Here is a 22,123-nt window from a genome sequence, read left to right on the forward strand (position 1 = left end):
AAAGGCGACCTCATGAGGTCGCCTTTTTACTGTGCGCGGGGTCAGTCGTGCGCCACCGCGGTTTCAATCGTCATGCGCACATCACTGGTGACCAGGTCAGCCAGGATATGCCAGGTCGCCAGAGTCTGCGCGACATCGGCATCACCGCTGTCGCTGATATACCCTTCGTCACGCAGCGTCAGCACCAGTGAGGTAAAGACCGCTTTGTCGAAGAACTCCGGCGCATTGATCCCGTGCAGCACCGACAGACGCTGTGCCAGCGTCCGGCTCTCTTTCTCCAGCGTGCCACGGTTAATCGTCGGCTTGGCGCTGAGAATCGAGAAGGTAATGGCATAACGCTGCAGCGTTTCGCGCACACCGGCAGCCAGCAGTTGCAGCGTGCGGTAGCGCGCCGCAGTAAAGCGCAACTCACCGGCTTCGAAGGTAATCAGGCCCTGACGCGCCAGCTCCTGACTGATATTGGTCAGCAGTTGCGGCAACTCATCGGTCTGCCAGCGCAGGAACAGTTCGCTCTTCAGCATCGGGTAGATCAGGCTTACCTGACGCAGCAGTTCGGCTTCAGTCAGCGTCTGATGCTGCTGAACTATGGCGGCAATCAGCGACGGCATCACCAGCATGTGATGAATATTGTTGCGATAGTAGGTCATCAGCACCGCCTGCTCCCGCGGCAGAATGATGATGTCGCCGATACTGTCCTTTTCATTCTCAAACTTATTCATACCCATGGCGTGATCCAGCAGCGCTTCCGCTGAGAGATCGGGTACGGTCGCGTTAGGTGAATAAGGCACATTGCGCAGCAGCTGGGTATAGCATTCCAGCTGTTCAATCAGCTGTTCACGGGTGAGTGAGCGCTGACGTGACGCCAGCAAAGCGGTAACACAGAGGTTCATGGCATTGGCCGCGCCCGCTTCATTGATACGTACCATCAGGCTGGCCGCGATATCATTGACCGTCGGTGTTAACCAGCTCGGACGCTGCGGCTCAATCGGATCGATGGCATCGCGCCATTCCGGTACCTGCTTGTTGAGATAGTTGACCAGCGGCAGCGGTTCGCCAAAGTTAACGTAACCCTGACCGAGATTGCGCAGCTTGCGCAAGCCACGCACCATCTGCATGAAGCCCTCTTTCTCTTTCGCCGCGCCGCGCAGTTCTTTGGCGTAAGTACCCACTTCCATCACGTGCTCATAGCCGATGTAGATCGGCACCAGCGTGATCGGGCGGTTACCGCCGCGCAGCATCGCCTGCAATGTCATGGCTAAGGTGCCGGTTTTCGGGTCCAGCAGGCGGCCGGTACGAGAACGTCCACCCTCGACAAAGTACTCAACCGAATAGCCGCGGGTAAACAGCTCGCCGAGATATTCACGGAACACCGTGGCGTAGAGCTTGTTGCCTTTAAAAGTACGACGAATAAAGAATGCGCCCAGCCGACGGAAAATCGGGCCGGCTGGCCAGAAGTTGAGGTTGATACCGGCAGCAATGTGCGGCGGGACCAGGCCCTGATGATAGAGCACGTAGGAGAGCAGCAGATAATCCATATGGCTGCGATGGCACGGCACATAGACAATCTCGTGGCCATCCTGCGCCAGCTGGCGCACTTTTTCGCCGCCATTAACGTTGATGCCCTGATAGAGACGACTCCATAGCCAGCCCATCACGCGGTCAGTAACGCGAATCGCTTCATAAGAGAAGTTTGCAGCAATCTCCTCCATCATCTCGACGGCATTCTGCTGCGCTTTCTCATGGGAAATTTTTTTGCTGCGTGCTTCATCTTCGACGGCTTTTTCAATCGCTTTGGATTGCAGCAGACGGTTAAAGAGATCCTGACGCGCCGGTAACCGCGGGCCAATCGCCGCCAGCCGCTGACGGGCAAAATGGATGCGCGCTACGCGAGCCAGCTTCTGGGCAATCGACTTATCCGTACCGTGTTCCGTGGCCATGCGGCGCAGCGAAACGGTCGGCGAGAAGCGAACAAAACTGTCGCGTCCGTGCCAGATCACCGCAAAGAATTTCTGTACGCCGTTCAGCACCCGCAGGTGTGGCGTGGCTTCGCCCTGAACTTCACGTCCTGGTGCGCGGCCAAACATCACCGTGACCGGCAGCATCTGGATATCCAGCGTAGGATTATTGCGATGCAGATCGAGGTAATCGTGAAAGATTTTCACCGATTCCACGCTGGGCACAAAATAGGGGAAAACGCGCGGGCCATCGTGGATAAATACGTGGCGCGGCAGCAGTGAACCATCAATCTCCAGCGGAGAGAGTGGGTCAGGCAGATGATGCCGCAGACACTGCGCGCGTAAAGTCAGTAAGTCGGCCTTCGAATCGTAAGGCAAAACATACATAATAGGTCGGGTCGGATCCAGACCATGTTCAGACACGGGATCGGCCGGAATGGCCTTACTTTTTACCAAAAACGACAGTGGTAAATTAAGCAATTTGTAATAGAGTTTACGCCAACCTGACATAGACAACATGAAGCCTCTTGTTAGCAAAGCGCCGCAAGCATACCAGAAAGTGCAGCGAAGATCTGTGGTGGTGCCAATTGCACGCAGCCCAGACATTGACGTCAATCCGATAAAAGGGTTCCCACATCATGGCAAATAATGCCACCGGACTTATCAGAATAGTTAAAGCCGCAGGTTACTCCTGGCAGGGACTGCGTGCCGCCTGGCAACATGAAGCGGCGTTTCGTCAGGAAGCCCTGGCTGCGCTGGTCGCCATTATTATCGCCTGCTGGCTGGATGTCGATGTGGTCTCACGCATCCTGATGATTGGGTCGGTGGTGCTGGTGGTCATTGTTGAAATCCTCAATAGCGCCATTGAAGCGGTCGTTGACCGCATCGGTCAGGAGCATCATCCGCTGGCGGGCCGGGCCAAAGATATGGGCTCTGCGGCGGTACTGATCAGCATCTTACTGGCACTGTTTGTCTGGATCGCGCTGCTCTGGACACATTTGCGATAAGCGTTCCATATCGCGCCGGAAGCCGCGTTTTGCCTGACAATCGGTTTCCATTTCGCCAATACCTGTATATACTCACAGCGACTGTATAAACAACCAGGGGGCGGGATGAAAGCATTAACCAGCAGGCAGCAGCAGGTCTATGACCTGATTCGCGACCATATTTCTTCAACAGGCATGCCGCCTACGCGCGCAGAGATTGCTGCACAACTGGGCTTCCGATCACCGAATGCGGCAGAAGAGCACCTGAAAGCGCTGGCGCGTAAAGGCGTCATTGAGATCGTTTCGGGTGCATCGCGCGGCATTCGTCTGCTAATGGAAGAAGAAGCCTCAGAAGGCATACCGTTGATTGGCCGTGTTGCTGCCGGTGAGCCGATCATGGCGCAGGAACATATCGAAACCCACTACAAGGTCGATCCGGGCCTGTTTAAGCCGTCTGCCGACTTCCTGCTGCGCGTCAGCGGAATGTCGATGAAAGATATCGGGATTATGGATGGCGACCTGCTCGCGGTACATAAAACCCAGGATGTACGAAACGGCCAGGTTGTCGTTGCCCGCATTGATGATGAAGTCACCGTTAAGCGCTGGAAAAAGCAGGGTGCTATCGTGCATCTGCTGCCTGAAAACAGTGATTTTGACCCGATTGTTGTCGATACCCGTGCACAGTCCCTGACCATTGAAGGTCTGGCGGTTGGTGTGGTGCGCAACGGCGAGTGGCTCTGATTTGAGGCCTGCGTGCATTCGCCTTTTCTGATGCTATTCTGTCTGCCCTAATTTTGTCGCTGCCTGTTTTGCGCAGCGACACCGAGCACGGAACGGCGAATGCGCTTTATCACGGCAACCGATAAAAATCTCTGGCGGCTTGCGCTGCCAATGATCCTTTCAAATATCACCGTTCCCTTACTGGGGGTGGTCGATACGGCAGTAATTGGTCATCTCGACAGCCCTGTCTATCTTGGCGGGGTTGCGGTCGGGACCACGGTGACCAGCTTCCTCTTTATGCTGCTGCTTTTCCTTCGAATGAGCACGACTGGCCTTACGGCGCAGGCGTTTGGTGCGGGCGATAAAACTGCGCTGGCACGCGCACTGACGCAGCCGCTGATTATTGCGCTGCTGGCAGGTGGACTGTTCATCGCTTTACGTTATCCGATTATTCAGCTGGCGACCCATCTGGTTGGCGGCAAACCTGCGGTACTGGAACAGGCGGCACTGTTTATTCAGATTCGCTGGCTCAGTGCGCCTGCTACGCTGGCAAATCTGGTCATTCTGGGCTGGCTGCTGGGCGTGCAGTATGCGCGCGCGCCGGTGATCCTGCTGGTGGTGGGCAATGTGGTTAATATCGTGCTCGATCTCTGGCTGGTGATGGGTCTGCACTGGGGTGTCGCGGGTGCGGCAACCGCCACGGCGCTGGCGGAGTACATTACGCTGGGTGTCGGCAGCATCATGGTCTGGCGGGTCCTGAAGCTGCGCGGTATTCCCCTGAGCCTGCTGAAGCAGAGCTGGCGCGGTGACAGCGGCCGGCTGCTACGGCTGAACCGGGATATTATGCTGCGCTCACTGATGCTGCAACTCTGTTTCGCCTCGCTGACCGTGCTGGGCGCGCGGCTGGGCCCGGATGTGGTGGCAGTTAACGCGGTATTGTTGATGTTCATTACGTTCACGGCCTATGCGCTGGATGGCTTCGCCTACGCGGTTGAAGCGTTTGCCGGCGAGGCGCATGGTGCAAAAGATGGCGGCAAACTGCGGCGTGTCTGGCACTCTGCCTGTCGGCAGGCGGTGGTGGTGGCGCTGTTCTTCTCGCTGATCTATGCCATTGCTGGCCCGCAGATTGTTACCCTGTTGACCTCCCTTCCTTCGCTTCAACAAAGTGCTGACCGCTATCTGGTCTGGCAGATCGTTATGCCGCTGATCGGCGTCTGGTGTTATCTGCTGGATGGGATGTTTATCGGCGCGACACGCGGACGTGAGATGCGTAATAGCATGGTGATAGCAGCAGCAGGCTACTTTCTGACGCTGTTGAGCGTACCGGCGCTGGGCAATCATGGACTGTGGCTGGCGGTAACGGTTTTCCTGGCGCTGCGCGGTCTGTCACTGTGGCTCATCTGGCGCAGGCACTGGCGTCAGAACAGCTGGTTTGATGCCTGACGCTGCACAGATTGATACAGATTATTCCGTATTATTCCGGGTTTGTGAATCTGGTTGCTACAATTAACTTTATCCGGCGCAGTTAACCAGCGCTTTATATCGTTATTTTGTTAAGTAACAAGATAATTGTTAAACCCCGAGGATTGGAGGTCTGCCATGAATAAAGACGAAGCAAGCGGCAACTGGAAGCAGTTCAAAGGCAAAATGAAAGAGAAATGGGGCAAGCTGACCGACGATGACATGCAGGTTATCGAAGGCAAACGCGATCAGCTGGTCGGCAAAATCCAGGAACGTTATGGCTATGCGAAAGATGAAGCTGAGCGTGAAGTGACGGACTGGGAAGGCCAGAATAAAGACCACCGCTGGTAATGCAGCGCTGATCAGTTAACACGTTCCGGTGCACCCGCACCGGAACCACACAAGGATGCGCCAGTTACCCGCGTTTTCCCCGCTTTTTCCCCTCATCCTGATGATCGTGTTCGCAGCTTTCATGGTGCGTACAGGCTTCTACTGCAGCACAATTTTCACACAGGCCATGCGCTTCAATCACACTGTGGCGTAAAGCGAACTGCGCTTCACCCGCCAGCGTCGCGATAATCTTCTCCACGCCCTGCGCCTGTTTCTCCGTTACTGCTGCACAGCGGTCGCAGACCAGCATCACTGACGTATGCGCCGGTGCCTCAAAGTGGTGACACATAACGTAGCTATTGTTGGACTCCACCCGATGTATGAAACCCTGCTCCAGCAGGAAATCCAGCGCACGATAGACGGTGGGCGGCTTGGCCTGCGGTTCGCTGATGCGGAGTTGATCCAGCAGATCGTAGGCGCTGATCGAGCCAGGCTGTTCGGCCATCAGGCGCAATACCTCAGCACGCTGCGAAGTCAGACGTACACCGCGCTGCAGGCACATTTTTTCGGCCTGAATCAAAATTTGCTGCGACGTCATGTTTGTCATGAAAAATTCTCCGCTGGATAAGTGATGTTATTTTATCACACATGGTTTTGCGGCGCTGATGTTCGTTTTCGCCTGTTAAAACAGCATTATTTGCCTGATAAAGCAGCATTTTAAGAATTTCAGCCGCTATCTATCTCAAATCTGACGAGAAATCAGATCCATTCTCAATCGACATGAAGCGGAATTTGTTGGCATTTTGCTTTGCATCTCACTGAGTTAAGAAGTAATGTTCAGAAAGACTTAAGGAAAGTCTGGCAGTATTTGAAATAACCCGACACAGTCTGAACAATTACAACGGTTTTTTGATTGGAAAACGTCCAATCCTTTGAATTAAGACACTGTTTCCTTTGAATTCACAGCAATAACGCGTTAGCCAGGGTTCACAATAGGGCTAACAAACTATTCAGTCGTTGAATGTTTCAATGACAATTTCTCAGGTGATGGCAGGCAAATGGTGAAAAAATCCGCTCAACGTTCAGCGCTGAAGTATTCCGCTGCAGCGACCGCGCTTTTCCTTTCTTCTTCCGCCATGGCGGCAGGGACCTGGTATGATGCACGTAATGACGCCATGGGAGGCACCGGCGTAGCATCTTCTGTTTATGGCTCAGCAGTGCTGGCGAACCCGGCATTAATGACGCGTGCTAAATCTGACGATAACGTCAGCATTATTATTCCCTCGGCAGGAATTCAGGTTACTGATAAAGATAAGCTGATTGATAAAGTCGATGATATTACCGACACCGTGGATCGCTATCGCGACGTGATTGGTAACCTGACTTTTGCGGATTATCTGCGTGGCTACCCTGAACTGCGTGCTGCCTCCGGCGATGTTGCTGACAAGCTCAGCGATTTGCGCGGTAACAAAGCGGACGGCAGTGCAGGCGTGGCCGTGGCCGTCACGATCCCTAATGAGACCCTGCCTTTTGCGTTTATTACCAAAGCCTACGGTACGGCGCACGTCCGTGCCAACGTGGTCCAGGGTGATATCGACTACCTGCGCGGTGTTGCTAACGGAACGGTGCTGCCACGTCCTGGCGATCAAAATAACCTGCGTTCCAGTGCAAATGGCTTAGCGGCACTCACCATTGATTATGGTGTGGCGGTCGCGCATGAGTTCACCATCGCCGGTCAGCCGGTCTCGGTGGGCGTAACGCCGAAAGTGCAGAAAACCTCGCTCTATAACTACACTGCCAGCATCTATAACTACGACAAGAACGACATCAACAATAGCCAGTATCGCAGCACCGACACCGGCTTTAACGTTGATGCCGGTCTGGCGACCACCTTTGCTGAAAACTGGACGCTGGGTGTGACCGGACAGAACCTGGTTTCGCGCGATCTGCAGACCAAAGAGGTCAACGGGTTCCGCGATACCTACCAGATTCGCCCGCTGGTCACCACCGGACTATCCTGGGATAAAGGGCCGTTTACCGTGACAGGCGATGTGGATCTGACTGAAACCAAACGCTTCAAAACCCAGGATAACAGCCAGTATGCGGCAGTGGGCGCGGAGTACCGCGTGCTTGACTGGCTGCAACTACGTGCCGGTTATCGTGCGGACATGCGGTCTAACGACGAAAATGTTGCCACCGCAGGTTTTGGTCTGTCACCGTTTAACAAAGCTGTCCATCTGGATCTGGCTGGCTCGGTGGGGGCTAACAACACCTGGGGCGCGATGATGCAGTTGGGCTTTAACTTCTAAGCACGATATTCAGGCTGTTCGGGGGCGGGCGATGCACTATCGCCCGCCCTTGTGTTATCCTTGCACAGAATTCCATCACCCTTAATTACCGGATTGTCTGCGCTTCATGCCTAATTTCTCTTCGCAACGTTTCTCTATCGCCCCCATGCTCGACTGGACCGATCGCCACTGTCGCTATTTTCATCGTCAGCTGACCGGTGACACGCTGCTCTACACCGAAATGGTGACCACAGGCGCGATCATTCATGGCAAAGGGGATTACCTGGCATACAGCGAGGCGGAACATCCGGTCGCGTTGCAGCTTGGCGGTAGCGATCCGGCGGCGCTGGCGCAGTGTGCGAAGCTGGCAGAGCAGCGCGGCTACGATGAAGTAAACCTGAATGTCGGCTGTCCTTCGGATCGGGTTCAGAATGGTCGTTTTGGTGCCTGCCTGATGGCCGAGGCGAATCTGGTCGCGGATGCGATTAAAGCGATGCGCGATGTGGTCTCCATTCCGGTGACGGTGAAAACCCGCATCGGGATTGATGAGCTGGACAGCTATGAATTCCTGACGGACTTTATCGGCACGGTGGCGGGTCGCGGTGAGTGTGAGACGTTTATCATCCATGCGCGCAAAGCCTGGCTCTCTGGCCTCAGCCCCAAAGAGAACCGCGAAATTCCACCGCTGGACTATCCACGCGTATATCAGCTGAAACGCGATTTCCCGCATCTGACGATCGCGCTTAATGGCGGCGTAAAAACGCTGGAAGAGGCACAGACCCACCTGCAGCACCTGGACGGTGTGATGATGGGACGCGAAGCCTATCAAAACCCCGGCATTCTGGCGCAGGTCGATCAGACGCTGTTTGGTCGTCAGCACCCGGCGGCAAACCCGGTGGAAGTGGTGCGCGCCATGTATCCCTATATCGAAGCGGAACTGGCGAAGGGCACATATCTGGGACACGTCACACGCCATATGCTGGGACTGTTCCAGGGTATTCCGGGCGCCCGCCAGTGGCGACGTCACCTGAGTGAAAACGCTCACAAGCCGGGGGCGGATGTTCGCGTACTGGAAGCCGCGCTGGCGCTGGTGGCGGATAAGATCCCACAGGAAGTCTGATCCGTGATCGTAACCCTGATAAACCAGCTCTGATAAGCTGGTTTTTTTTACGCCAGAATGTGGTTTTTCTCACCAGGTCGCTACACCTTTTTTAATCCTTATCAGCTTTAAATCAATAAGTTATCAGTTGGCACGCTTTTTGTAATAGCTATAACAACTGATTTTAAAAGGAGCGCTGACGTGGAAATTTTATTCGTATTGGGGTTTTTCCTGATGCTGTTGCTGACCGGTGTTTCACTGCTGGGCGTGCTGGCGGCACTGGTGGTCGCTACCCTCGTGATGTTTGTCGGTGGACTGTTTGCACTTGTTATCAAAGTGTTGCCGTGGCTGGTGCTGGCGGTCATCGCTGTATGGCTGCATCGTGCCTTTTTTGGCGACAGTGATGAGCGAGCGCGCCGTAAGCTGAGACGTAAGATCAACAGGTTAGACCGCAAAGGCTGGCGCTAAATGCGGTAGCGATCACAGTGTGAGAGATTGTTCGGCGCTGATCTGTAATTAAACATATTTTTTACTTATGTTTTCTGGCAGGATGCCTGTCGTCAAATCGATGTGCCATCGACTCGACATGAATTCATCGCCGCTGTCCCTACACCAGCGCGAACAAAAAATAAAAAAAAGAAGAGGGCTTCCCATGGGAAGCCCTTTTTGTTGCTTACGGGGTGCTGGCTGTTACGGGATTAACAGGCATGATCCCTGTGTGGCGCGGCTCTCCAGCATCTGGTGCGCCTGGCTGGCCTCTTTCAGCGCAAACTTCTGCTGCTCCGGCACATCAACCTTGATCGCGCCGCTCGCCAGCAGGGAGAACAGCTCGGCACTGGCGGTCTCCAGCTCCTGGCGATTGGTGATATAGCCAAACAGGGAAGGACGGGTCACAAACAGCGAGCCTTTCTTATTCAGAATGCCCAGATCGATGCCGGTCACCGGACCCGATGCATTACCAAAACTGACCATCAGACCGTGACGGCGCAGCGAATCCAGCGATGCTTCCCAGGTATCTTTACCCACGGAGTCATACACGACACCCACTTTTTTCCCTTCTGTCAGTTCGCTGACGCGCTGCGCAATATTCTCTTCGCGGTAGTTAATGGTGGCCCAGGCACCGGCGTTCTTAGCCATGGTGGCTTTTTCTGCTGAACCCACGGTGCCGATCAAATGCGCACCCAGCGCTTTTGCCCACTGACAGGCGATTAACCCGACGCCGCCCGCCGCGGCATGAAACAGAAAGGTCTCACCGGCGCTGATTTTATAGGTCTGACGCAGCAGATATTGTGTAGTCAGTCCTTTCAGATAGCTTGCCGCACCCTGCTCAAAGCTGATCGCCTCCGGAAGATGCATCAGGCGATCTTCCGCTACGTTGTGCACTTCACTATAGGCCCCCATCGATGCCAGACAGTAGACTACGCGATCGCCAGGTTTAAACAGAGTCACGCCACGGCCAACCCGCGACACCACACCTGCGGCTTCCGTTCCCAGGCCAGAGGGAAAAGCGGCAACCGGATAGAGCCCGCTGCGAACATAGGTATCGATGTAATTAATCCCGATAGCGCGATGCTCAACCTGCACTTCATGTTCAGCCGGGTCAGCAGGTTCAAAATCTGTCCACTCTAAGACGTCCGGGCCGCCATGCGCGCTGAACTGAATACGCTTTGCCATTCTGACTCCTGTGATTGTTTCATCATGAGGGTGAGGCGCGCACCCCAACTAAGGTATACTTGCGCGTCCCCACAGAAGATCGGTAATGCATTCACTATGGCAGGAAATAAACCCACCAACAAATCGAACGAAACGCAGGATCGCCAGCTCGCAGGCGTGAAAATGCCCCCGCATTCTCTGGAAGCGGAGCAGTCGGTGCTCGGTGGGTTAATGCTGGATAACGAGCGCTGGGATAACGTCTCTGAGCGCGTCGTCGCGAATGATTTTTTCAACCGTTCGCATCGGCTGATTTTTTCCGAGATGCAGCGGCTGCTGGAAAACAGCAAACCCATCGACCTGATTACGCTCTCTGAATCGCTGGAAACCCGCGGCGAACTGGAGATGGCCGGTGGCTTCGCCTATCTGGCTGAGCTGGCGAAAAATACCCCGAGTGCGGCGAACATCGGCGCTTATGCTGACATTGTGCGCGAACGCGCAGTGGTACGTGAGATGATCTCCGTCGCCAACCAGATTGCTGATGCCGGCTACGATCCGCAGGGACGTAACAGCGAAGAGCTGCTCGACTTCGCAGAGTCGAATGTCTTTAAAATTGCGGAAGCGCGTGCGGATAAAGATGCTGGCCCGAAAAACATCGAGCAGATTCTGGAATCAACCGTCTCCCGTATCGAATCGCTCTATCAGACACCGCATGACGGCGTCACCGGCGTGGATACTGGCTATCAGGACCTCAATAAAAAGACTGCCGGCCTGCAGGGCTCTGACCTGATTATTGTTGCCGCCCGTCCATCGATGGGTAAAACCACCTTTGCGATGAACCTGTGCGAAAACGCCGCCATGCTGCAGGAGAAGCCGGTGCTGATCTTCAGTCTGGAGATGCCCAGCGAGCAGATCATGATGCGTATGCTGGCGTCACTTTCCCGCGTCGATCAGACCCGCATCCGAACCGGACAGCTGGATGATGAGGACTGGGCGCGCATCTCCGGCACCATGGGCATCCTGCTGGAGAAGAAGAACATGTACATCGATGACTCTTCTGGCCTGACGCCCACCGAGGTGCGTTCGCGCGCCCGACGCATCTACCGTGAAAACGGTGGCTTAAGTATGATCATGATCGACTACCTGCAGCTGATGCGCGTGCCGTCACTGTCGGACAACCGTACGCTCGAGATTGCTGAGATCTCCCGCTCGCTGAAAGCGCTGGCCAAAGAGCTGAATGTGCCGGTGGTGGCGCTGTCGCAGCTTAACCGCTCACTGGAGCAGCGTGCTGACAAACGGCCAGTCAACTCGGATCTGCGTGAATCGGGTTCGATCGAGCAGGATGCGGATTTGATCATGTTTATCTATCGCGATGAGGTTTACCACGAGAACAGCGATCTGAAAGGGATTGCCGAGATCATCCTGGGTAAACAGCGTAATGGCCCGATCGGTACGGTGCGCCTGACCTTTAATGGCCAGTGGTCACGCTTCGACAACTACGCGGGTCCGCAATACGACGACGAATAATCTCCGCTTTGTGCTGTCATGCACGATCTGTGCATGACAGCCCTCATCATCAGAAAATAGTGTTGGACAACCTCTCGGGTTATCGGGTTATCTGTAACAAAGCGACGCCCATTACGCTGTGGAAACGGAATGACTCACGTAGACGATTACGACCTTAAAATCCTGACTTTATTACAATCTAACGGCCGTCTGACCAATCAGGAACTCAGCGATCTGGTCGGCCTTTCTGCCTCTCAATGTTCCCGCCGCCGTATCAATCTGGAACAGGCTAATCTCATCCTGGGTTATCACGCCCGGCTGTCGCCCGATGCGATCGGGCTTGGCATGGTGGGATTAATAGAGGTGCGCCTGATTAATCACACCGCAGAATATGTTGAGAGCTTTCACCGCATGGTGGAGCAGGAGCAGGCGATCGTGGATGCCTACAAAACCACGGGTGATGCAGACTACCTCCTCAAAGTGGCGGTGGCCGATCTCAACTCCCTCAGTGCGTTAATCAGCCAGTTAGTTGCCGGACACCAGAGCGTTTCCCATGTGAAAACCTCCGTGGTACTGGGACGAATGAAAGAGAACGGGCTGATGATGATCCCCGGAGAGAAGACGCGCTAAAAGAGTGCGTGCTGTGCGATTTTGGTGCACACTGGCGGCAGTTAATGCAAATAACGCGCATTTAAGATGGCTTTGGCGCATAGGTTGACGGCATCAGTCGAAATTCATGCACAAAGTTCCGTTATAAAGCGCCTTAGATATCAACGGGATATCGCTGGCATCCGCTTTACAGACGTTCAGTGCTGTGACGATGGTGCGTTTTTTGCATCGGAACCGCATCATTTGCACTGAGAAAACCCCCATGGATAACATCGCAGAACCCACCCGCGTCCCGCATTCGCGCATTGAAGATGCGCTGGCGATGGTGCTCGGCACCCTGATGGTCTCGTTCGGCGTCATTATGCTGAAACAGGCGGGCGCGCTGACCGGCAGCACCGCAGGTATCGCCTTTCTGATCAGCTATCTCTCGCCGCTCTCGTTCGGCAGCGCGTTCTTCCTGATCAACATCCCGTTTTACTGGCTGGCGGTTAAACGCATGGGCTGGGAATTTACCCTGAAAACCTTCTGCGCCGTCGGACTGGTGTCGCTCTTCACCCAGCTGCACCCGCTGTTCGTCCACTTTTCTGACCTTAACCCCTTCTATGCGACACTGTTCGGTAACGTCATCATGGGAATCGGGTTTATAGTGTTATTTCGTCATAAGGCGAGCCTGGGCGGCATCAATATTCTGGCGCTGTGGCTACAGGATCGCTTTGGGATCCGCGCGGGTAAACTGCAGATGGCAGTCGATACCTGCGTCGTGCTGGCGTCACTGTTTGTGGTGAGTGGCCCCATCCTGCTCACGTCGATTGCGGGTGCGGTGATCCTGAACCTGATTATTGCAATGAACCACCGTCCGGGACGCTATCGGGTTTAATCCGCCGCTTACGGACCAATCATGGAGACCTACACCGTGTTTCAAAACGTTGATGCCTATGCTGGCGATCCGATTCTGTCGTTGATGGAAGCTTTCAAACAAGACCCACGCGAACACAAAGTTAACCTGAGTATCGGGCTCTATTACGACGAACAGAACATTATCCCGCAGCTGAAGGCTGTAGCGGCTGCCGAAGAGCAGATCTATGCTGAGCCGCATCAGGCATCGCTCTATCTGCCAATGGAAGGGCTGAACAGCTACCGTAGTGCGATTGCACCGCTGCTGTTTGGTGCCGATCATCCGGTATTAAAAGCGGGCCGTATTGCGTCGATTCAGACCCTGGGTGGTTCTGGCGCGCTGAAAGTCGGCGCGGATTTCCTCAAGCGCTACTTCCCGCAGTCTGCCGTCTGGGTCAGCGATCCGACCTGGGAAAACCACATCGCGATTTTTAACGGTGCAGGTTTAGAGGTAAATACCTATCCCTGGTATGACGCCGAAACCCACGGTGTGCGGTTTGATGCCTTTATCAGCACCCTGAAAACCCTGCCCGAGCAGAGCATCGTGTTGCTGCATCCCTGCTGTCATAACCCGACCGGCGCTGACCTGACGGATGCGCAGTGGGATCAGACCGTTGAGGTGCTGAAAGCACAGCAGCTGATTCCTTTCCTGGATATCGCCTATCAGGGCTTTGGTGCGGGTATGGAACAGGATGCCTATGCCCTGCGCGCGGTCGCGGCGGCGGGTCTGCCTGCGCTGGTCAGTAACTCCTTCTCCAAAATCTTCTCGCTTTATGGCGAGCGCGTAGGCGGTCTCTCTATCGTCTGCGACAGTGCCGAAGAGTCATCACGTGTGCTGGGCCAGTTAAAAGCTACCGTTCGCCGTAACTACTCCAGCCCGCCAAATTTTGGTGCGCAGGTTGTGGCACGCGTCCTCAACGATGAGGCGCTGAAGGCCAGTTGGCTGGCTGAAGTAGAGGCGATGCGTCTGCGCATTCTTGCGATGCGCCAGTCGCTGGTGGACGTACTGAGCACCGCGCTGCCAGGTAAAAACTTCGACTACCTGCTGAAGCAGCGTGGCATGTTCAGCTATACCGGCCTGAGTGCGCAGCAGGTTGATCGCCTGCGTAACGAATTTGGCATCTATCTGGTGGGCAGCGGCCGCATGTGTGTGGCCGGTCTGAACAGCAAAAATGTGCAGCAGGTAGCGGAAGCGTTTGCCGCCGTGATGTAACAGCAGCCAGGCTGTAAACAAGACCGCCAGGGTTTTCTCTGGCGGTTTTTTTATGGGTCAGGGTTTACCTTTCGGCGACATGCTGCACACTTAAACGGGATAACCGTTTCAGGAATAAGCTATGTGGCATCAACAAACTATAACGCTGAGTGCGAAGTCGCGCGGGTTTCATCTGGTCACCGATGAGGTCGTTAATTCGCTTTCCGGACTGCATGATATCAAAACCGGACTGCTGCATCTGCTGTTGCAGCACACTTCGGCGTCGTTAACCTTAAACGAGAATTGCGACCCGACGGTGCGCAGCGACATGGAGCAGCATTTCATGCGGCACGTGCCGGAGAATGCGCCTTATCAGCACGACTACGAAGGACGTGATGATATGCCAGCGCACATCAAATCATCGACCTTAGGGGTTTCGTTGTTATTACCGGTTCAGCGGGGACGTCTGGTGCTGGGCACCTGGCAGGGTATCTGGCTGGGCGAGCATCGCATTGATGGCGGTGCCAGGCGGATTGTCGCCACTTTACAAGGGGAGTCGTAATGAATAACTCAGACTTACTGACCTATTGCATGAGCAAGCCGGGCGCGGAGCAGAGCGTCCACAATGACTGGAAGGCCACGCAGATTAAAAGTAACGGCGTGCTGTTTGCAATGGTGCACGAGGTAAAAGGGCGGCCCGCCGTCTCGCTGAAATCGACGCCAGCGCTGGCCGAATTGCTGCGCGATGAGCACAGCGATATTATTCCCAGCGAGCATCTGAATAAGTCTCACTGGAGCACGCTGTTCCTCGACGGTTCGCTGAAAGATTCGCAGATATACTATCTGGTCGATGCCTCATACCAGCAGGCGGCGGCTGCCCGTTAAACGGCAATAAAAAACCCTCTTACCTGAGCAGGAGGGTTTCAGATCAGACCGCTTACGCGGCAGACTGATCGCGCAGGGTGTTAATATCAATAACAAAGCGATACTTCACATCGCTTTTCAGCATGCGCTCATACGCTTCGTTGATCTGGTCCATCGCGATCAGCTCAATGTCTGACGTAATCCCGTGCTCGCCACAGAAATCGAGCATCTCCTGGGTTTCCGCGATGCCGCCAATCAGTGAACCGGCGATGCTGCGACGTTTAAAGATCAGGTTAAAGACCTGCGGTGCCGGATGATCGTGCTCCGGTGCGCCCACCAGCGTCATGTTGCCATCCAGCTTCAGCAGGGTGATGAACGGATTGAGATCGTGCTGAGCCGCCACGGTGTTCAGGATGAAGTCAAAGCTGTTCGCGTGCTGCGCCATCTGATCCGCATCTTTGGAGATCACCACTTCATCGGCACCCAGACGTTTGCCATCTTCAATTTTGGATGGTGAGGTGGTGAACAGCACCACATGTGCGCCCATGGCATGCGCAATCTTCACGCCCATATGGCCCAGGCCGCCTAAGCCTACGATACCCACTTTCTTGCCAGGACCGACATTCCAGTGACGCAGCGGCGAATAGGTGGTGATACCGGCACACAGCAGCGGTGCCACGCCCGCCAGCTCCAGGTTTTCCGGGATCCGCAGCACAAAGCTTTCATCAACCACCATCGACGTTGAGTAGCCGCCGTAGGTAATGGCGCCGGTTTCGCGATCTTCGCCGTTATAGGTGCCGACAAAGCCGTTTTCGCAGTACTGCTCCAGACCCTGCTGACAGCTCGGACAGCTGCGGCAGGAATCGACCATACAGCCGACGCCAACCAGATCGCCGACTTTGTATTTCTGCGTCTGTGGACCAACAGCAGTTACGCGACCCACAATTTCATGCCCCGGAACGACGGGAAAAATGGTGTTTTTCCACTCATTACGGGCCTGATGCAGGTCTGAGTGGCAAACGCCACAGAACAGCACCTCAAGCTGAACGTCATGGGCGCGCAGCTCACGCGGCTTAAAATCGAACGGTGCCAGTTTGGATTTTGCATCCTGAGCAGCATACGCATGCGTAATATTCATGGTGTCTCCAGTTTCGATGTGTCGTGAGTGTTTTTTGATGATGTGCAGCAGCGTGGATGTGCTGCGAAAACAGGGCGACGCCAGGGGCGTGCCAAAGAGGAACCGCTTAAGGATAGTCAGCGTGAGGAAAAGCGTATATGCCTATACATGTCTGAATCTTGCCTGATTCTGCATTTTTCTGGCTGAATCGGCAGGGGATAAAAAAGGCCCGCACGCGGCGGGCCTGAGAGAATTACTTCTGTAACAGGGGCTTCAGGAAGCGCGCGGTGTGGGATTTATCACACTCCGCCACGGTTTCTGGCGTACCCGCCACCAGGATTTCACCGCCGCCGCTGCCGCCTTCCGGACCAAGATCGACAATCCAGTCTGCGGTTTTGACCACATCGAGGTTGTGCTCAATCACCACGATGGTATTGCCCTGATCGCGCAGCTTATGCAGCACTTCCAGCAGCTGCTGGATATCGGCAAAGTGCAGGCCGGTGGTCGGCTCATCCAGAATGTAGAGCGTCTGACCGGTGCCACGCTTCGACAGCTCACGCGCCAGCTTCACACGCTGGGCTTCACCGCCGGAAAGGGTGGTGGCGGACTGACCGAGGCGGATATAGGTGAGACCCACATCGATCAGCGTCTGCAGCTTACGCGCCAGCGCTGGCACGGCATCGAAGAACTCACGCGCCTCTTCGATCGTCATCTCCAGCACTTCGTGAATGCTCTTGCCTTTGTATTTCACTTCCAGCGTTTCACGGTTATAGCGTTTGCCTTTGCACTGGTCGCACGGCACATAAATGTCCGGCAGGAAGTGCATCTCGACTTTCAGCACGCCATCGCCCTGACAGGCTTCACAGCGTCCGCCCCGCACGTTGAAACTGAAGCGACCTGGATTGTAGCCGCGCGAACGCGCTTCCGGCACGCCCGCAAAGAGTTCACGCACCGGGGTGAAGATACCGGTGTAGGTGGCCGGGTTGGAGCGCGGTGTACGACCAATCGGGCTCTGGTCGATGTCGATCACTTTGTCGAAGTGCTCCAGGCCTGCCACGTCACGGTAAGGTGCCGGTTCGGCGATGGTCGCGCCGTTCAGCGCACGCTGAGCAATCGGGAACAGCGTATCGTTGATCAGGGTCGATTTACCCGAACCAGAAACACCGGTAATACAGGTGAACAGCCCGACCGGCAGCGTCAGCGTAACATCCTTAAGGTTGTTGCCGCGTGCGCCGGTAATCTTCAGCACTTTGGCCGGATCGCCTTTAACGCGCTCCTCTGGCACCACAATGCCACGCTTGCCACTCAGGTACTGACCGGTCAGCGATTCTTCCTGCGCCATAATCTGATCAACGGTGCCTTCTGCGACCACCTGACCGCCGTGTACGCCTGCACCCGGACCGATGTCGATCACGTGGTCTGCGGCACGAATCGCATCTTCATCATGCTCAACCACAATCACGGTGTTGCCGAGGTCGCGCAGATGAATCAGGGTGCCAAGCAGTCGTTCGTTGTCACGCTGGTGCAGGCCAATAGAAGGCTCATCCAGCACATACATCACGCCGACCAGACCGGCACCGATCTGGCTGGCCAGACGGATACGCTGTGCTTCCCCCCCGGACAGGGTTTCCGCAGAGCGTGACATCGACAGATAGTTCAGGCCGACGTTGACCAGGAAGCTCAGGCGATCGCCAATCTCTTTCAAAATTTTCTCGGCGATCTGCGCACGCTGGCCGCTGAGTTTCATGTTTTCAAAGAAGGACATCGCATGGCCGATGCTCATCTCAGAGATGGTCGGCAGCGTGGTGTTCTCCACGAAGACGTGGCGCGCTTCACGACGCAGACGGGTGCCTTCACAGCTGGCACAGGCGCGGTTGCTAATAAACTTCGCCAGCTCTTCGCGAACCGCAGAGGATTCCGTCTCTTTATAGCGGCGCTCCATATTATTGAGCACGCCTTCAAACGGATGACGACGAACCGAGGTATCGCCGCGATCGTTGATGTACTTAAATTCGATGCTCTCTTTGCCTGAGCCATACAGAATCACTTTCTGCACATTGTCTGGCAGGCTGCCGAATGACGCTTCGATATCAAAATCGAGGTGTTCCGCCAGCGAACGCAGCATCTGGAAATAGTAAAAGTTACGACGATCCCAGCCGCGAATGGCGCCGCCCGCCAGCGAAAGCTCGGGATTCTGCACGACGCGGTCAGGATCAAAATATTGCTGTACGCCCAGGCCGTCACAGGTTGGGCAGGCGCCCGCCGGGTTGTTAAACGAGAACAGGCGCGGTTCCAGCTCGCTCATGCTGTAACCACAAATCGGACAGGCGAAGTTAGCCGAGAAGAGCAGCTCTTCTGCGTCGCTGTCATCCATGTCCGCCACGATAGCCGTGCCGCCGGAAAGCTCCAGCGTGGTTTCGAACGACTCCGCCAGACGGGTTGCCAGGTCTTCACGCACTTTGAAGCGGTCAATGACCACCTCAATGGTGTGCTTCTTCTGCAGCTCAAGCTTCGGCGGATCGGAGAGGTCACACACTTCGCCATCGATACGCGCACGGATGTAGCCCTGCGTCGCCAGATTCTCCAGCGTCTTGGTGTGCTCACCCTTACGATCTTTCACCACCGGGGCCAGCAGCATCAGGCGACGACCTTCCGGCTGGGAAAGCACCTGATCCACCATCTGGCTCACGGTCTGCGCCGCCAGCGGCACATCATGATCCGGGCAGCGCGGTTCGCCTACGCGGGCAAACAGCAGACGCAGGTAGTCATGGATCTCTGTGATGGTTCCCACCGTCGAGCGTGGGTTATGCGAGGTGGATTTCTGCTCAATGGAAATGGCGGGCGACAAACCTTCGATATGATCGACGTCCGGCTTCTCCATTAACGAAAGAAACTGGCGCGCATACGCAGAGAGCGACTCCACATAGCGGCGCTGACCTTCCGCATACAGCGTATCAAACGCCAGTGAGGATTTACCGGACCCTGACAGGCCGGTTACCACAATGAGTTTGTCGCGTGGGATGGTCAGGTTGATGTTTTTCAAATTATGGGTGCGGGCACCACGAACTTCGATCTTATCCATTCACCTTTCCCGGATTAGCTGCACTCACCGTGCCTTGCCGACACGGCCAGAATAAACGTGTCATTATGGCACAAAAAATAGACTGAATATATATCCAGTACTCTCGGCCGGGAAGCTGAGAGGGATTAAAACTGGAACCCCGCTCGAAAGTGGGAAACAGTCCGCAGGACGTGTTAGAATTGATAGATTAGACTGTATGCATTAACTCATCGGGAGACAGCAACATGGCCAGTCGTGGCGTTAACAAAGTGATTCTTGTCGGGAATCTGGGTCAGGATCCGGAAGTACGTTACATGCCAAATGGTGGCGCGGTTGCCAACATTACGCTGGCTACGTCGGAAAGCTGGCGCGACAAGCAGACCGGTGAAAACAAAGAGATCACTGAATGGCACCGTGTGGTGCTGTTTGGCAAACTGGCTGAAGTCGCAGGCGAATACCTGAAAAAAGGATCGCAGGTTTACATCGAAGGTCAGCTGCGTACCCGTAAATGGCAGGATCAGGGCGGCCAGGAACGTTACACCACCGAAGTCGTGGTCAACGTTGGCGGCACCATGCAGATGCTGGGTGGCCGTCAGCAGGGCGGCAACGCGGGTGCACCAGCAGGTGGTGGCGCGCAGGGCGGTGGCAACAACAATGGCTGGGGTCAGCCGCAGCAGCCGCAGGGCAACAACAACCAGTTCAGTGGCGGCGCGCAGTCCCGTCCGCAGCAGCAGCCACAGAGCGCACCGGCCAGCAATAACAACGAACCTCCAATGGATTTCGACGACGATATTCCGTTCTGATCCCGCTGGACAGAGAGTGCAAAAAAGCCCGCTTATGCGGGCTTTTTTATGCGCGTCTTTTGCGGGCGGTTACGACCATTCGGCCACAATCTGATCTGTGCTCAATACGCGTGGCACGTGGCCGGGAATCGACAATGAGGACCAGACCTCATTGTGCTGGTTTATCAACGCTTCAGCGCTGACCCAGCGACGATCGGCGGTGGTATGCGCATCAGCAGCCACGGTAATGGCATAGCCCGCACTGGCACCCACTTTTATGGTGGTATCCAGACAGTAGTCAGTGGCACAACCGCACGCCACAAACTCTTCCACCGCCAGCTTCTTTAACAGTGCGGCCAGCTCTGTCTGCCAGAAGCTGTCGCAGGCGGTTTTTGTGACGTAATGCGCGCCAGCAGGCTGAACCAGTTCCGGCAGCAGATTAAAAGCCTCATTCCCCTCGCACATCGCGCCTTCGCGGTGCTGGATAAAAATGGTGATGTCGGCGCGTTCAGTCAGCCGGTTAATCTGCGCCACCCGACCCGCCTGGTCGAAGCGTGGCGAGCTGAAGACCCCATTCTGCATATCGATAACCACTGCCACACGCTGTGCCATGCTTGACCCCATCCGTCTGAAAAAAACAGTGTTACCTGTGGCATTGCAGATAGCAATCTTTTGCATTTCAGACCCGGTCACAGGCATGCTTAGCAGACTGGTTAAATAAGGAGAGAGAAGTGGACGGTGTTCCGGCAAGTTTCCCCTGTGAGAAAGATCGCGCCCGGTTCCGGCAACTCGCAGAGCTGCCCGGTGTGGAACTCTATCAGGCCCACATCTCCCGCTACGCCTTTGAACCCCATACCCACGAAGCCTTTGGGATCGGCACCATTGAAGCGGGCGCGCAGCGCTTTCGCTATCGCGGCACCGAATATACTGCGCCGGAGAACTCACTGGTCATGATGAACCCGGATGAGCTGCACACGGGTGAGTCAGCGTGCGAAGAGGGCTGGCGCTATCAGATGATCTACATTGAGCCGCAGCTGATGGATGAACTGACCGGCGACCGCGGTTGGTGGTTTAACGAGGCGCTGCTGACCGATCCGCGCGTGGCGCAGCCGCTCTCCCGCCTGCTTGCCGCACTCTGGCAGGCAGAATCTGAACTGGCGCGCCAGAGCCTGATTGCTGAGCTGCTGCTGCAAATCCGTCCGCTGGCGCATATGTCTTCACAGAGCAGACCCGATGCCCGGCATCGTTTCGACCAGGTCAGAGATTTTCTGCGCGCAAACCTCGCAGAACCGGTGCGGCTGGAGGAGCTGGCGGCGCTGGCTTCACTGTCGCCGTGGCACTTCTTACGTGCCTTTCGCCAGCACTATCACGTTACGCCGCATCAGATGCTGATGGCTTTCCGGCTCTTTGACGCCAAGCAAAGGCTGGCACAGGGTGAAGCGGCCGCCAGCGTCGCGGCGGCGGTGGGATTGACCGATCAGGCTCATCTCACCCGCGCCTTTGCTCACCGTTATGGCATTACGCCGGGCCGCTATCAAAAGCAGGTCCGCCAGCCCTGATACCACCGCAATCTGCTACAAGCATTTCCCGCCCGAACCCGCCACACTCT

Annotated in this window: 21 protein-coding genes; 15 read left to right on the plus strand and 6 right to left on the minus strand. The window is 55.5% G+C overall.

From position 1 onward, the window contains the following. Positions 1-41 precede the first annotated feature (41 nt). On the minus strand, positions 42-2,465 hold the full coding sequence (gene plsB / locus BY447_RS11875; protein WP_110331193.1) for a glycerol-3-phosphate 1-O-acyltransferase PlsB: 2,424 nt from the start codon (positions 2,463-2,465) through the stop codon (positions 42-44). 128 nt (positions 2,466-2,593) lie between these two features. Between plsB and BY447_RS11880 the strand changes: the two genes are divergently transcribed. From BY447_RS11880 to BY447_RS11895, 4 genes are all read left to right on the plus strand, one after another. Further along, positions 2,594-2,962 (plus strand): diacylglycerol kinase, encoded by a 369-nt coding sequence (locus tag BY447_RS11880; protein ID WP_013359773.1) that lies wholly within the window; start codon positions 2,594-2,596, stop codon positions 2,960-2,962. 105 nt (positions 2,963-3,067) lie between these two features. Further along, positions 3,068-3,682 (plus strand): transcriptional repressor LexA, encoded by a 615-nt coding sequence (gene lexA / locus BY447_RS11885; protein ID WP_013359774.1) that lies wholly within the window; start codon positions 3,068-3,070, stop codon positions 3,680-3,682. A 99-nt stretch (positions 3,683-3,781) separates the two neighbouring features. Continuing rightward, positions 3,782-5,104 (plus strand): MATE family efflux transporter DinF, encoded by a 1,323-nt coding sequence (gene dinF / locus BY447_RS11890; RefSeq protein WP_110331194.1) that lies wholly within the window; start codon positions 3,782-3,784, stop codon positions 5,102-5,104. A gap of 156 nt (positions 5,105-5,260) precedes the next feature. Then, the gene (locus BY447_RS11895) at positions 5,261-5,473 is read left to right on the plus strand and encodes a CsbD family protein (RefSeq protein WP_013359776.1); all 213 of its coding nucleotides are present in this window, start codon (positions 5,261-5,263) and stop codon (positions 5,471-5,473) included. Between the two features lie 64 nt (positions 5,474-5,537). Here the strand turns inward: BY447_RS11895 and zur are convergent, their stop codons facing one another. Beyond that, positions 5,538-6,059 carry a zinc uptake transcriptional repressor Zur gene (zur, locus tag BY447_RS11900; protein ID WP_033734886.1) on the minus strand — a complete coding sequence of 174 codons (522 nt, stop codon included), beginning with the start codon at positions 6,057-6,059 and terminating at the stop codon, positions 5,538-5,540. A 451-nt stretch (positions 6,060-6,510) separates the two neighbouring features. On the opposite strand from zur, the gene traF reads away from it, so the two are divergent. The 3 genes from traF to pspG all read left to right on the plus strand — a co-directional run bounded on the left by traF (position 6,511) and on the right by pspG (position 9,307). After that, positions 6,511-7,761 carry a conjugal transfer protein TraF gene (gene traF / locus BY447_RS11905; protein ID WP_013359778.1) on the plus strand — a complete coding sequence of 417 codons (1,251 nt, stop codon included), beginning with the start codon at positions 6,511-6,513 and terminating at the stop codon, positions 7,759-7,761. A gap of 106 nt (positions 7,762-7,867) precedes the next feature. Then, complete coding sequence (gene dusA / locus BY447_RS11910) at positions 7,868-8,860, plus strand: tRNA dihydrouridine(20/20a) synthase DusA (protein WP_013359779.1); 993 nt, start codon at positions 7,868-7,870, stop codon at positions 8,858-8,860. Positions 8,861-9,040: 180 nt separating this feature from the next. Further along, positions 9,041-9,307 (plus strand): envelope stress response protein PspG, encoded by a 267-nt coding sequence (pspG, locus tag BY447_RS11915; protein ID WP_107319239.1) that lies wholly within the window; start codon positions 9,041-9,043, stop codon positions 9,305-9,307. A gap of 222 nt (positions 9,308-9,529) precedes the next feature. Here the strand turns inward: pspG and BY447_RS11920 are convergent, their stop codons facing one another. Next, positions 9,530-10,513 (minus strand): quinone oxidoreductase, encoded by a 984-nt coding sequence (locus tag BY447_RS11920; protein WP_110331195.1) that lies wholly within the window; start codon positions 10,511-10,513, stop codon positions 9,530-9,532. A 96-nt stretch (positions 10,514-10,609) separates the two neighbouring features. Here BY447_RS11920 and dnaB point away from each other — a divergent pair, with 96 nt between their 5' ends. The 6 genes from dnaB to BY447_RS11950 all read left to right on the plus strand — a co-directional run bounded on the left by dnaB (position 10,610) and on the right by BY447_RS11950 (position 15,575). Further along, positions 10,610-12,016: a replicative DNA helicase gene (gene dnaB, locus BY447_RS11925; protein ID WP_033734894.1), complete on the plus strand. Its 1,407-nt coding sequence runs from the start codon at positions 10,610-10,612 to the stop codon at positions 12,014-12,016. A 129-nt stretch (positions 12,017-12,145) separates the two neighbouring features. Continuing rightward, complete coding sequence (locus BY447_RS11930) at positions 12,146-12,625, plus strand: Lrp/AsnC family transcriptional regulator (RefSeq protein ID WP_003855753.1); 480 nt, start codon at positions 12,146-12,148, stop codon at positions 12,623-12,625. A gap of 241 nt (positions 12,626-12,866) precedes the next feature. Then, the gene (locus tag BY447_RS11935; RefSeq protein WP_110331196.1) at positions 12,867-13,481 is read left to right on the plus strand and encodes a YitT family protein; all 615 of its coding nucleotides are present in this window, start codon (positions 12,867-12,869) and stop codon (positions 13,479-13,481) included. 36 nt (positions 13,482-13,517) lie between these two features. Next, positions 13,518-14,711 carry an aromatic amino acid transaminase gene (locus tag BY447_RS11940; RefSeq protein WP_110331935.1) on the plus strand — a complete coding sequence of 398 codons (1,194 nt, stop codon included), beginning with the start codon at positions 13,518-13,520 and terminating at the stop codon, positions 14,709-14,711. Positions 14,712-14,832: 121 nt separating this feature from the next. Beyond that, the gene (locus BY447_RS11945; protein WP_110331197.1) at positions 14,833-15,252 is read left to right on the plus strand and encodes a secondary thiamine-phosphate synthase enzyme YjbQ; all 420 of its coding nucleotides are present in this window, start codon (positions 14,833-14,835) and stop codon (positions 15,250-15,252) included. After that, positions 15,252-15,575 carry an MmcQ/YjbR family DNA-binding protein gene (locus tag BY447_RS11950; protein WP_013359786.1) on the plus strand — a complete coding sequence of 108 codons (324 nt, stop codon included), beginning with the start codon at positions 15,252-15,254 and terminating at the stop codon, positions 15,573-15,575. Before BY447_RS11945 ends, BY447_RS11950 begins: the two co-directional genes overlap by 1 nt. Positions 15,576-15,627: 52 nt before the next feature. On the opposite strand, the gene BY447_RS11955 is transcribed toward BY447_RS11950, so the two are convergent. Next, positions 15,628-16,692 carry an NAD(P)-dependent alcohol dehydrogenase gene (locus BY447_RS11955; protein WP_013359787.1) on the minus strand — a complete coding sequence of 355 codons (1,065 nt, stop codon included), beginning with the start codon at positions 16,690-16,692 and terminating at the stop codon, positions 15,628-15,630. 232 nt (positions 16,693-16,924) lie between these two features. Continuing rightward, entirely contained in the window at positions 16,925-19,753 is a 2,829-nt protein-coding gene (uvrA, locus tag BY447_RS11960) for an excinuclease ABC subunit UvrA (RefSeq protein WP_110331198.1), read from the minus strand. Between the two features lie 224 nt (positions 19,754-19,977). On the opposite strand from uvrA, the gene ssb1 reads away from it, so the two are divergent. Beyond that, positions 19,978-20,535 (plus strand): single-stranded DNA-binding protein SSB1, encoded by a 558-nt coding sequence (gene ssb1 / locus BY447_RS11965; RefSeq protein WP_033734905.1) that lies wholly within the window; start codon positions 19,978-19,980, stop codon positions 20,533-20,535. A 69-nt stretch (positions 20,536-20,604) separates the two neighbouring features. Here ssb1 and BY447_RS11970 read toward each other — a convergent pair whose 3' ends face one another. Continuing rightward, positions 20,605-21,126 carry an isochorismatase family protein gene (locus BY447_RS11970; RefSeq protein ID WP_098051782.1) on the minus strand — a complete coding sequence of 174 codons (522 nt, stop codon included), beginning with the start codon at positions 21,124-21,126 and terminating at the stop codon, positions 20,605-20,607. A 119-nt stretch (positions 21,127-21,245) separates the two neighbouring features. On the opposite strand from BY447_RS11970, the gene BY447_RS11975 reads away from it, so the two are divergent. Then, entirely contained in the window at positions 21,246-22,073 is an 828-nt protein-coding gene (locus BY447_RS11975) for an AraC family transcriptional regulator (protein ID WP_110331199.1), read from the plus strand. Positions 22,074-22,123: the final 50 nt, after the last annotated feature.

Origin of the sequence: Pantoea sp. JKS000250 (assembly GCF_003201065.1) — a bacterium.
Lineage (GTDB): Bacteria > Pseudomonadota > Gammaproteobacteria > Enterobacterales > Enterobacteriaceae > Pantoea > Pantoea vagans.